The organism is Sphingomonas sp. AC522, from assembly GCF_979258125.1.
The window spans coordinates 3,425,323-3,437,490 of record NZ_OZ409836.1 but is presented as its reverse complement, the minus strand read 5'-3'; the positions used below and the strand labels follow the sequence as shown (position 1 = coordinate 3,437,490).

At 62.3% G+C, this 12,168-nt stretch carries 9 protein-coding genes; 6 read left to right on the top strand and 3 right to left on the bottom strand.

Translation table 11 applies throughout. From position 1 onward, the window contains the following. Positions 1-66: 66 nt before the first annotated feature. Complete coding sequence (locus ACZZZM_RS17250) at positions 67-552, top strand: FKBP-type peptidyl-prolyl cis-trans isomerase (protein WP_463596305.1); 486 nt, start codon at positions 67-69, stop codon at positions 550-552. Positions 553-628: 76 nt separating this feature from the next. On the opposite strand, the gene acnA is transcribed toward ACZZZM_RS17250, so the two are convergent. Further along, entirely contained in the window at positions 629-3,298 is a 2,670-nt protein-coding gene (gene acnA, locus ACZZZM_RS17245) for an aconitate hydratase AcnA (RefSeq protein ID WP_463596304.1), read from the bottom strand. Between the two features lie 236 nt (positions 3,299-3,534). On the opposite strand from acnA, the gene ACZZZM_RS17240 reads away from it, so the two are divergent. The 4 genes from ACZZZM_RS17240 to ACZZZM_RS17225 all read left to right on the top strand — a co-directional run bounded on the left by ACZZZM_RS17240 (position 3,535) and on the right by ACZZZM_RS17225 (position 8,788). Next, positions 3,535-6,108, top strand: a complete 2,574-nt coding sequence (locus ACZZZM_RS17240) for a TIR domain-containing protein (RefSeq protein ID WP_463596303.1) — start codon at positions 3,535-3,537, stop codon at positions 6,106-6,108. Between the two features lie 78 nt (positions 6,109-6,186). Then, on the top strand, positions 6,187-7,086 hold the full coding sequence (locus ACZZZM_RS17235; protein ID WP_463596302.1) for a hypothetical protein: 900 nt from the start codon (positions 6,187-6,189) through the stop codon (positions 7,084-7,086). An 80-nt stretch (positions 7,087-7,166) separates the two neighbouring features. Beyond that, positions 7,167-8,201 (top strand): hypothetical protein, encoded by a 1,035-nt coding sequence (locus tag ACZZZM_RS17230; RefSeq protein ID WP_463596301.1) that lies wholly within the window; start codon positions 7,167-7,169, stop codon positions 8,199-8,201. Positions 8,202-8,260: 59 nt separating this feature from the next. Beyond that, on the top strand, positions 8,261-8,788 hold the full coding sequence (locus tag ACZZZM_RS17225) for a superoxide dismutase family protein (RefSeq protein WP_463596300.1): 528 nt from the start codon (positions 8,261-8,263) through the stop codon (positions 8,786-8,788). Positions 8,789-8,818: 30 nt separating this feature from the next. Here the strand turns inward: ACZZZM_RS17225 and ACZZZM_RS17220 are convergent, their stop codons facing one another. After that, a complete protein-coding gene (locus tag ACZZZM_RS17220; RefSeq protein ID WP_463596299.1) occupies positions 8,819-10,384 on the bottom strand; it encodes a spinster family MFS transporter in 1,566 nt (521 codons plus the stop codon). 156 nt (positions 10,385-10,540) lie between these two features. On the opposite strand from ACZZZM_RS17220, the gene ACZZZM_RS17215 reads away from it, so the two are divergent. After that, positions 10,541-11,602, top strand: coding sequence for an SDR family oxidoreductase (locus ACZZZM_RS17215; protein ID WP_463596298.1), 1,062 nt, complete (start codon positions 10,541-10,543; stop codon positions 11,600-11,602). A 15-nt stretch (positions 11,603-11,617) separates the two neighbouring features. Here ACZZZM_RS17215 and ACZZZM_RS17210 read toward each other — a convergent pair whose 3' ends face one another. Continuing rightward, on the bottom strand, positions 11,618-12,097 hold the full coding sequence (locus tag ACZZZM_RS17210) for an MgtC/SapB family protein (protein WP_463596297.1): 480 nt from the start codon (positions 12,095-12,097) through the stop codon (positions 11,618-11,620). Positions 12,098-12,168 lie beyond the last annotated feature (71 nt).

Below are 12,168 nucleotides of genomic sequence, written 5' to 3'. Positions count from 1 at the left end.
GGACCGCCGTTTTCTTGTGGGGAAGGCACAGGCTGGCTAAGCGCTGAGCGGAGCATTCAGGAGAATATGGACGTGAAGCGAATGATATTGCTGGCTGGGCTGGCGAGCTTATGGAGCGTGACGGCATGCGGGCAGACCCCGCCCGACCGGTCGCAGGATACCGCCTGGATCAACGGCCAGTCGCTTGCGCTGGCCAGCCTCAAGGCGAGTGACGGCTGGCAGAGCCTGGAGAAGGGCTTGCGCTGGCGGCGGGTCAAGGGCGACGGCAGCGGCAAGCATCCGGTGGTCACCGACACGGTGACGCTGCATTATGCGGGCAAGCTGACCGACGGGACCGAATTCGACAGTTCCTATGCGCGGGGCGAGCCTGCCAGCTTCCCGCTCGATCAGCTTATCGAGGCGTGGCAGCTGGCGGTGCCGCAGATGGGGATTGGCGACACGATCGAGCTCGCAGTGCCATCCGAGCTTGGCTATGGGCCGCGCGGCAAGGGTCCGATCCCGGGCGGCGCGACCTTGTTGTTCAAGATCGAGTTGCTGGCAATTGGCGGATAAATCCCAGAGCGGTTCAAACAAAAAGGGACGCCCTACCGGCCGGCAGGGCGCCCCGTTTCGTTGGTTTGCCAATGACTTAGGCCGCGAGGTTACGCAGCACATACTGCAGGATGCCGCCGTGCAGGAAATATTCCAGCTCGTTGACGGTATCGATGCGGCAGCGGGTCATGAAAGTTTCGACCGTGCCGTCCTCGCGGGTGAGGGTTACTTCCACGTCCTGGCGGGGGCGGATCTTGGCAACATCCTTGATCGTGTAGACGTCGCTGCCCTTGAGCTTGAGGGTTTCGCGGGTGAGGCCTTCGGCGAACTGGAGCGGGAGGATGCCCATACCGACCAGGTTAGAGCGATGAATTCGCTCGAAACTTTCGGTGATCACGGCGCGGACACCGAGCAGATTGGTGCCTTTGGCGGCCCAATCGCGGCTCGATCCGGTGCCATATTCCTTGCCGGCGATGATGACGAGCGGGGTGCCGTCCTTTTTGTGGCGCATGGCGGCGTCGTAGATTGGCATTACCTGGCCGTGATAGCGGGTCATGCCGCCTTCGACGCCGGGGACCATTTCGTTCTTTATCCGGATGTTGGCGAAGGTGCCGCGGGTCATGACCTGATCGTTGCCGCGGCGGGCGCCGTAGCTGTTGAAGTCCTTGCGGCTGACCTGATGCTCCTGGAGGAAGGTGCCCGCGGGGCTGTCTGCCTTGATCGAACCGGCTGGCGAGATATGATCGGTGGTGATCGAATCTCCCAATATCGCCAAGGGCTTGGCCTCGATAATGTCCTGGACCGGAGCGGGGGTCATGGTCATGCCGTCGAAGTAAGGCGGATTGGCAATGTAAGTCGAACCGGCACGCCAGGCGTACGTATCTGAAGTCTCGACGTTAATCTTGCGCCAATGATCGTCGCCCGCATAAACGTTGGAATATCTTGCGCGGAACATGCGGTCGTCGATGTTGGCGTCCATCATTTCCTGGACTTCCAGGTTCGTGGGCCAGACGTCCTTGAGGTAGACGGGGCCGTCAGTGCCTTCACCCAATGGCGTCTCGTACATGTCCTCGGTCACCGTGCCCTTGAGCGCATAGGCGACCACCAGCGGCGGCGAGGCGAGGAAATTGGCGCGGACGTCCGGCGAGACGCGGCCCTCGAAGTTGCGGTTGCCCGACAGGACCGAGGCGGCGACGATGTCGTTGCCGTTGATCGCAGCCGAGATCGACTCCTTCAGCGGGCCCGAATTGCCGATGCAGGTCGTGCAGCCATAGCCGACCAGGTTGAAGCCGATCGCGTCCAGATCCTCGGACAGGCCAGCCTTGTTGAGATAATCGGTCACGACCTGCGATCCCGGCGCGAGCGAGGTCTTCACCCAGGGCTTGCGCGTGAGGCCCAGCGCCCGCGCCTTGCGCGCGACCAGGCCCGCGGCGATCAGCACCGAGGGGTTCGACGTGTTGGTGCACGAAGTGATCGCGGCGATCACGACGTCGCCATCGCCAATGTCATGCTCGGCGCCGGCGACCGGCACGCGCACGGCATGGTCCTTCTTATAGACCTTCATCAGATCGCCGTTGAACACTTCGTCGACGCTATCGAGGCTGACGCGGTCCTGCGGGCGCTTGGGGCCGGCGAGGGAGGGGCGCACGCTGCTCATGTCGAGCTCGAGCGTATCGGTGAAGATCGGATCGGGCAGCGAGGCATCGTACCACATGCCCTGCGCCTTGGCGTAGGCCTCGACCAAGGCGATCGTCTCGTCGGGGCGCCCGGTCAGGCGCATATAATCCATCGTCTTGTCGTCGATCGGGAAGAAGCCGCAGGTGGCGCCATATTCGGGCGCCATGTTGGCGATCGTCGCGCGATCGGCGAGCGTCATCGCGCCCAAGCCCGGGCCAAAGAATTCGACGAAGCGGCCGACCACGCCCTTGGCGCGCAGCATCTGGGTGACGGTGAGCACCAGATCGGTGGCGGTGATGCCCTCGGCCAACGCGCCGGTGAGCTTGAAGCCGACGACTTCGGGGATCAGCATCGATACCGGCTGGCCGAGCATCGCGGCCTCGGCCTCGATCCCGCCCACGCCCCAGCCAAGCACGCCCAGGCCGTTGACCATCGTGGTGTGGCTATCGGTGCCGACCAGCGTGTCCGGATAGGCGATCTTGGCGCCCGTGGGGTCCTTGGACGACCAGACCGACTGGGCGATATATTCCAAATTCACCTGGTGGCAGATGCCCGTTCCGGGGGGCACGACCTGGAAATTGTCGAGCGCCTTCGATCCCCATTTGAGGAACTCGTAGCGTTCATTGTTGCGCTCATATTCGATCTCGACATTCTGCTCGAACGCCTTGGGCGTGCCGAACTCGTCGACCATCACCGAGTGATCGATGACGAGGTGGACGGGAACCTGCGGATTGATCTTGCCGGCATCGCCGCCGAGCTTGGTGATCGCATCGCGCATCGCCGCCAGATCGACGACGCAGGGAACGCCGGTGAAATCCTGCATCAGCACGCGGGCGGGGCGATACTGGATCTCGCGGTTCGAGCGGGCATCCTTCTGCCAATCGACGATCGCCTGGGCATCCTCGCGCGTGACGGTCTTGCCGTCCTCGAAGCGCAGCATGTTCTCGAGCAGCACCTTCATGCTGAAAGGGAGCCGGCTGATATCGCCGAGCTTCGCCGCGGCCTTGGGCAGCGAATAATATTGGTAGGTGGAGGTCCCGACGGTGAGCGTGTCGCGGGTGCCGAGATTGTTGTTGCCGACGGCGGTCATTTTGACGCGGGTCCTTCCCTGTATGTGCGCCGCAGCTGGTGGGGCGGGGAGGCGGGCGGTGGAGCCCGCGCGGGCACGCCGGTGCTGCGGATGCGAAGAGTCGGGAGGCCGATAGCAGGGGGGAGGGGTGGGGGGAAGGGTGTGGAGCATGGCATGAATACAAGGCAGCGGCGGGACAGCATTGATAGTCGCAGCCCGTTTCGCTAGGTTGATACTCGCATTAGGATGGGGGACTCATGCTTCCTACAGTATTCCTATCTCTTTCGGGAAACGACGTTGAGTTTGTCCAGAGGGTTCATGACTTTCTTCCGGACGGTTTGGCGTATTTCTATCCCAAGAGCTTTAAAAACGGCGAAGACTTGATCGTTGCAATGGAACAACGCGTTCCAGACGCGACCATTTTCGTTCTTTTTGCCTCAAAAAAGTCGCTAGATTCCCCTTGGGTAGGATTCGAAATTGAGCGAGCTCGGCTTGAGAAAATCAAGCGCAAAAATTTTAGAATATTAGTATTCCCCTTAGAGCCAGATTTCTCAGCCACCGACCTCCCTGCGTGGATGAGAGAGTTCTGGATACCGAAGGCAGGGTGGACTTCGCGTGACATCGCTCGATATATTCGACATGTTTTAGCCCAGTCATACTTTAGCGACCGGGGACAGCAAATATTCGGGCGCGGGACTCTGATTGACGCCGTGATACGTGCGTCGCAGGAGGCCACCTTCCGTGCCGGAGTTGCGCCTAACGTATTGCTATTCGCCGGTAACGACGGGGTAGGCCGAAGGACTGTATCAAAAGAATTTCTGCTCAGAAACTTTCCCACACGGCCCGAACTAAATTTCGGACCGGAGTTCTCGTTTCCGCAATTCGCCGATTTGGAAGATATTTATCGCGCGCTCCGTCAGGAGATAGAGGCTAATTTTACGATTAGCGGATTTTCCGCCGACCTCCGTGAATTTCGAGCCCTAGGTGCGACGGAGCAATGCGCTGAAATCGTCCGCAATATCGCCCATTTTGGCGAGATGGGTCAGGCTGTGACTATCGCCACGGGGAATGGCATATTTGAGGATCGAGGGGTACTTAAATTCTGGGTCCCAAGTCTATTTAGTGAGATGGCTAAATCCGCAAATGCAAAATTGTGCCTTATAACGTATAGATTAGTTCGTGAAGGCGAACTTCGGCAGTATTCCAATGTATTGCAATTTTCCGTTCCGGCCTTGTCAGATGCAGACGTTCGGGCGCTTATGATATCCGAGGCTGTCGTTCTCGGTGGAGTTCTCACTCTTCCAAAAGGTAACATAATGAGTGCGATTGGAGGTCACCCTCAAATTGCAAAAATTGCGACCAAATTAATTATGGATCAAGGCCCTGCCGTACTCGAAAATAATCCGAAACAATTATTTGATATTCAGGAAGAGATACTTAGCGAATCGCTGGATTTTGATACGAAATCTCCGATTGAAAAGGATGTGCTCTCATTACTGAGCTGGGTGCCGCAGCTTGGCAGTGACATTCTTCTCAGTACGCTTGTCAATAAAGAAACACTAGCGAAAACAGTGTCGGATGTATTGGCCGGTTTAGAGAGGTCTTGCTTAATTCAAGTGAGTGGTTCGAATTACTCCATCGCCTCTCCTATTAGATTGCTGTTTAGGAGAAAGCATGGATATGGGTCTCTGGACCTCAGAAGCAATTTTGCTCGTGTGTTGAAAGATGAATGGGCGCGGGCGGCCGCCGACGATGAACTCCGCACTGAGCTATTTGATGCCATGATATTTATGGCCGCTCTTGAGGGTGGCACTTTAGATCCCGCATTTCGGGAGCTCTTACTACCTTCTACATTGCAGGAGATCGTACGATCCACTTACCTTAATCGTGATCAAGATGACAATGCTCTTCAGCGCGTCGTAACTTGGGGTTTGCCCGCAAGAACTTTAAAAATGGATGACACGACGCGCGAAGAGGTACTTTCATATGTCATTAGAGCTCAAGTTCGCTTAGGGCAAAAGCGCGAAGCCGAAGAACTTTTGAATTTCTTTGATAACAAGGGATATAGATCAAGGTACTATCTTCGTTCATTCTTTTTGCGACATACGGGAGAAAATCTTGTAGAGGCGGTGCGACTGCTGAAGCTCGCCTTGGGCGTCCGAAAATATTTTCATTCCGTTTTGGCTGATTTGGCAATTTGCTATCAGCGTTTGGGGCTATGGAAGGAACTGAAAATACTTTTGGACGAGCATGAGCAATATATAGTTAGAAATGCCGGCCTACTTGACGCAAAGGCAGCGCTATTAATTGGAGCAAGGCGGTTCTCAGAGGCGGAGGATGCTATTCGCGTCCTTCGAAATCATCCACAGGAGGATGGACGTGCGACTAGTAGAACGGCGATGATTATGATGCACAGGGACCAGAACTACGCGGGTGCGCAGGCGCTACTCACAGAAGCTTTGCTCAACCCCCGCGCGTCGGTTTTGCCTACCCGACGACTTCGTGGGATTGCGGCTGCCCATGCAGGTGACGTCGAAACAGCGCGCTCCGACATTGAATTTGTTAAGGGGAGGTCGGGCGGTATCGACGCCGGACACCGAATAGAAGCCCGCTTGAAACTTAGCCAAGGAAGATTCAGCGATGCACTGCAAGAGCTGTCAAAAGTTCGGACTGGGGGGTATCAGGATAGGCTTCTAAGGGCGCGTATTTTAGAAGCTCAGTCTAGAGATGTTTCTACGCCGTTGGCGGCCAGGCAGGCGGCGCAACGTGAAATCGAGGAATTGTTGAAAGGCCAAGGGATCGTGAGTGAATTTGAGGCGCAGAGCTTCTAGTAAAGTACTCACGCATTTTCCCTTCCAATGTAGGAAATCGCCCCATAACTAGCTTCGCTCCTTTGACTGGAGCGATTCATGGGCGACAAACCAACCGCACGGACACCGAAGCCGTTTGCGCGGTGGAGTGCGGATACCGAGCGGGCTTTCCTGCTTGCGCTGAAGATGACGGGTCAGGCGACCAAGGCGGCGGCGCAGATCGGGCGGAGCAAGAACTCGGTCTATACGCGCCGCAAGAACCATCCCGAATTTGCGCAAGCCTGGGACGCGGCGGTGGCGGAGCAGCAGGCGGCGTGGATCGCGGCCAGTGCCGCGCGGCTCGGGCCCGAGCTCGATAGCGATGAGGATAGCGCCGGCGGACGGCTGACGCCGTGGCGCGACCGGGCCGGCGGCTGGGACGCCCGCAAGCGGGGCTTGTTCCTGCGCAATCTGAAGCGCTGCAAGCAGGTGGCCGAGGCGTGCCGCGAGGCGGGGATGTCGGTTTCTTCCGCTTATTATCTGCGCGGGCAATCGCCGCGCTTTGCCGCCGCCTGGGCGAAGGCGCTGCGCGGGGACGCGCCGCCCTCGGTACTCGAAGCGGCGCTGGAGCGGGCGGTTAACGGCTGGGTCGAGCCGATCGTGGCGGGCGGCAGAATCGTCGGCGAGCGGCGGCGCTATTCGGATTCATTGCTGCGGGCGTTGCTGTTGCGCGACGGGCAGGCGGAGAAGGCGGCGCAGCGAGCGGCGGCACCGGGGGCGGGCGTGCCCCTGCAGCGGGGCAAGAAGGCGCGGGTGGCGCTGGCGCGCGAGACGGCCGAGGCTGCGGGCGGCTATTTCGGGGAGGGCTTTGCGGCGCCGGAGGAAACCGATGCGGTGCTGATGGCAAAGCTCGATGCGATCGAGCAGCGGCGGAAGCGCGCGGTGGCGGAAGCGCAGGCGCGCGACTGGGCGCGCTGGCGCGAGACCTGGGGGCGCTGGCGCGAGGCAGGGGGGCGCTGACGCGAGGCGGGGGCGGGCTGGGGCGTTGCCGCACTGCTGCCGCCGCTTTAGGCTCGCCCGGTTTGCGGGGAGGATGGGCAATGATGCGGTGGTTGGTGGCGTTGGCGCTGTGGGTGCCGGGAATGGCTTGGGCGCAGGTGCCCGCGGCGCCCGCGCCCGCGCCCGTATTGGCGCCGTGCCGGCAAGTGGCGGACATGCCCTTCGTGGCGATTGCGCCCGAGAGCGCGGCGCGGCTGGCGGAGATCGGGCTGGGGCGGGAGCAAGTGTTTGCGCTGATGCGCGAGACTTCGATCCCCGAGACCGGAGGCTGCTGGGCCGAGCCGGCGGGGAATTTCGACGGGCAGCTGATCTCGGTGGGGATGAGCCAGTGGAATTACGGGACCGGGAGCCTACAGCCGGTGCTGGGGGCGTGGAAGAAGCGGCTGCGGGGGAAGTTCGGACGGACGCGCAAGGCTCTGGCGCCGGTCTATGGCAAGTTGCTGTTCTCGCGTGATTGCCTGAGCGTGCCGGTGCGCGAGAAATGCCGCGCTGGGGTGCTCGCGGCGCATGGCGCGGACGGGCGGCTCAACCCGGTGCTGTTTGGCGAGCTGCGCGCGATCTTCGAAGGCGATGCGATGATCCAGGTGCAGGCGGATGCCTATGTGGCCTTGCTCGAGGCGTTGCGGCTGGACTTGCTGCGGGTGTTTCCCGGGCAGGCGATCACCTGGCGCAAGGTGCGCTGGGCGATGGACACCAAGATCCAGCAGGGCGGCTTTCCGGCGGACGGGGATCTGGCGCGGCTTCGCGGCAAGCTGGCGAAGATGCCCGAGGCCGAGCGCTGGGACCGGCTGCGGGCGGTGTTCGACTGGTATCGCGCCTCAGCGGCGACGATCGATCAGGACGGGGTGGGGCGCGACTGGAAATGGAACCATGCCGCTTGGAACTGCATGCTCGACAAGCGGCTGATCGACCCCGAAGCCTATGAGATGCTGCACCTGACATATATGCGAAGCAGGACCGCGATAGGAAATAGCGGGCGCTGGCAGGCGCTGACCTTCGAGCGGCGCGCCAAGATCATCCTGGGGGTGGGCAGCGTGAGCGGAAAGGTCGACGGAGCGTGTCCCCAAAGCGGCTGAGCGGCTTGGAACCGGGCGGGCGCGGGTTCATTGTGGTTCGAACGAAACAGGAGTTTGCGATGCGTGCATTGGTTGTGACGGCGATTGCGGGACTGGCCCTGGCCGGATGCACGAGCCCGGAGAAGAATGCGCGCTACATGGCCGGGCATTTTCGCGCCCAGGCCGATCTGATGCTGCCCGACGGGACGCCGGTGGGCACGGGGATCGCCGAGGAAGTGGATGGCGATATCCGCGTCATCGTCGAAGTGAAGGGGCTGCCGCAGGGCGTGCATGGCACGCACATCCACGCGGTCGGCAAGTGCGAGGCGCCGGACTTTACCAGCGCCGGGCCGCACTGGAATCCGAGCGCGCACCAGCATGGCAAGGAAAACCCGGCCGGCCCGCATATCGGCGACTTGCCCAACCTCCACGTCAAGGCGGACGGCCGCGACCAGATCACGCTGACGCTGAAGGGCGCGACCTTTGCCGGGCTGATGGACGAGGACGGCGCGGCTTTGGTCGTCCATGCCAATGCCGATGATTACAAGACCGATCCGAGCGGGAATTCGGGTGGGCGGATTGCCTGCGGGGTTTTCCAGTCGATGTAGTCTTGATCCTCCCCGGCACGGGGAGGATCTTTAGATCGCCTCCCCAGCCGCCCTTGCCCGCTCTTCCCGCGAGGCTTCGGCGGCGGGGACGAGGCGGTAGGCGGCGATGGCGCAGCCCAGGGCGATCGGGAGCGTGACCAGCAGCGACAGGATGCCGGTGCTGATGCTCTGGGTGAGATCGGCGATGCGGCCGGCCAGATAGGGTCCCAGCGCCAGGCCGACCAGGGTGGTGCCGATGAAGAAGGCGGCGGTGGCGGTGCCGCGCATGCGGGGGAGGACGAGATCCTGCGTCGCCGCGGCGGCGGATCCCAGCGCGCAGCTCGCCAGTATCTGGGTGATCGGGAGCATCGCGTAGAACAAGGTCTTGTCGGTGGTGGTGAAGGCCACGATCAGCGACGGCACCGGGGCGAGGCTGCCGAACAGGATGACCATGATCCGCCCGGCCGGGTATTTCTGGCGGAGGCGATCGGCGGTGATGCCGCCGAGCGTGACGCCGAGAAAGCCGCCGAGGATCGCCGGTCCACCGATCCACAGGCCGGCCTCGGCACTGGTCACGCCGAAGCTGATCGCGGCGTGGCTGGGGGCGAAACCGGCGACCGAATAAGCGAGAAAGGCATTGAGGCCGTAAGCAAGGACGACGCAGAGGAAGGCGGGGGTGCCGACGATGAGCTTATAAGTCGGTGCGTCGCGGCGGCGGAGCGACGAGGCCCAAGAGAAGACCGCATAGGCGCCGATCGCGACTGCGAGCCATTGATAGAGCGCGGCGGGGCTGCCGTCGAAGCGGATGAGCGCATAGGCCAGCCCGGAGATCACCGCGAGCGCGACGAGGTTCGAGACCAACGCCCGGTTCTTGGCCGCGCCGATCAGCGTAAGCGGCGGGATGATCGTGACGAGCTCTTCGAGGAAGCTCTTGAAGGGCGCGGGATGTTTGGGGGTGACCAGCCCCTCGGACCGCCCGCGGAGCGGCTCGCGCAGCGTGAAGACCCATAGCGCCAGCAACAGCCCGGGCAGGCCGACCGCCATGAACGCCGCCTGCCAGCCGACCAGCCCCCAGGGGCCGCCCGCAGGGTAGGCGGCATTCCAATTGTCGGCGATCGAGCCGCCGATGAACAGCGAGAAGCCGCCGCCGAAATAGATGCCAGCCGAATAGATTGCGAGCGCGGTGGCACGCTGGCGCTTGGGGAACCAGTCCGAGATCAAGGAATAGGCCGAGGGGCTGGCGGTGGCTTCGCCGACGCCGACGCCGATGCGGGCACCGGCGAGCTGGAGGCCGTTCTTTGCCAGACCCGAGATCGCAGTCATCGTCGACCAAAGCGCAAGCCCGATCGTCATCAGCCGGACGCGGTGCCAATTATCCGCCAGCCGCCCGAGCGGGATGCCGAACAGCGCATAGAAGACGCCGAACGCCGTGCCGTAAAGAAAGCCGATATCAGCCTGGCTGAGCCCGAGATCCTTGCGAATGTGCGGCGCCAAGATCGTCAGGATCTGGCGATCGATGAAATTGAGCGCGTAGACGAGGAACAGGACGAAGAGGACATACCAGGCATAGGGCCCGGCCTTGGCCTGAGCCTCGGGCGCAATGGGTGCGGTTGCCATGTCTCTCTCCCCCGTGTTTTGCGGGAGGCTAGCAGAGCGAATTCGATTTGCGAAAGGGCGGATTGTGCTGCGACTGCGGACCCTGCCTGCGCGTTCGACCTGCGAGCGTAGCCGCGCGTCGCGGATATCGCGCCCCTTCACTGACGGGAACATGACATGGCCGGTACGGCATTGGTGGTAGGCGCAAGCGGGATCGTCGGCAGCGCGACCGCGGAGCTTTTGCTCGAAAAAGGGTGGACGGTGCACGGCCTCTCGCGCCGCCCGACGGGCCAAGCCGGGATCCGCGCGGTCGCCGCCGATTTGCAGGATCGGGATGCGACGGCCGCGGCACTGGCGGATCTGCGGCCCGATGCGGTGTTCATCACCACCTGGCTGCGGCAGGATAGCGAAGCGGAGAATATCCGCGTCAATTCGGCGATGGTGCGCAATCTGCTCGACGCGCTGCGGCCGGGCGGGAGCACCGGGCATGTCGCGCTGGTGACGGGGCTCAAGCATTATCTCGGGCCGTTCGAAGCCTATGGGCAGGGCGTATTGCCGCAGACTCCGTTCCGCGAGGAGCAGGGCCGGCTCGATATCGAGAATTTCTATTATGCGCAGGAAGACGAGGTGTTCGCCGCGGCCGAGCGTGACGGCTTTTCGTGGAGCGTGCACCGCCCGCACACCGTCATCGGGCTGGCTGTCGGCAATGCCATGAACATGGGCACGACGCTGGCAGTCTATGCGACGCTTTGCCGCGAGACCGGACGCCCGTTCCGCTTTCCCGGTTCTGCGGCGCAGTGGAACGGGCTGACCGACATGACCGACGCCGGGCTGCTCGCCCGCCATCTGCTCTGGGCGGCAACTACTCCCGCGGCACGGAACCAGGCGTTCAACATCGTCAATGGCGATGTCTTTCGCTGGAGCTGGATGTGGGGCCGGATCGCGCAATGGTTCGGGATCGAGCCTGCGGGCTTTGACGGTTCGGTGCAGCCGCTGGAGGCGCAGATGGCAGGCGATGCGCCGCTATGGCGGGCGATTGCCGAGCGCGAAGGACTGGTCGAGCCCGACCTGCTGCGCCTGACATCGCCCTGGCACACCGATGCCGATCTCGGGCGTCCGATCGAAGTCGTCACCGACATGGGCAAGAGCCGCCGGATGGGCTTTACCGATTACCGGCCGACCGACGATGCGTTTCTCGACCTGTTCGCGCGGCTTCGGGCGGAACGGCTTATTCCGTGATGCGGTGATCCGCGATCAATCGATCGCGTCCGAATCCTTGTCCTCGATCGGGGCGACGAGCTCGCCCTTCTTGAGCGGAGAGAGGAGCTGGAGGGTGACCAGGGTCAGCACCGAGAGCATGACCGCGACATCGAGGCTGCCGAGCCCGACCGCAGTGCCGATCGCGCCGGTGATCCACAGGCTGGCGGCGGTGGCGGTGCCCTTGACCGAATCCTTGAGCCGCAAGATCGCGCCGCCGCCGATGAAACCCATGCCGGTGATCAGCCCCTCGACGATCCGCGCCATTGCCTCCGGGCTCTGTGCCGTGAGCGACTCCGATGCCTGGATGAAGCCGCAAGTGGCGACGGCGACGAGGGGGAAGGTGCGCAGGCCGGCGCTGCGCTCCTCGCGCTCGCGGTTCCAGCCGATCGGGAAGGCGAGAACATAGGCGATCGCCATCGCGACGAAATGGGGGAGAATGTCGAACGACTTCAGGCCGATGAGTTCTGCGAGCATGGATGTGATCATAGGCGCGATGGGGGAGGCGGGGTAGCGGGATTTGGGGGTCGCTATTCGATCTGGCTCCC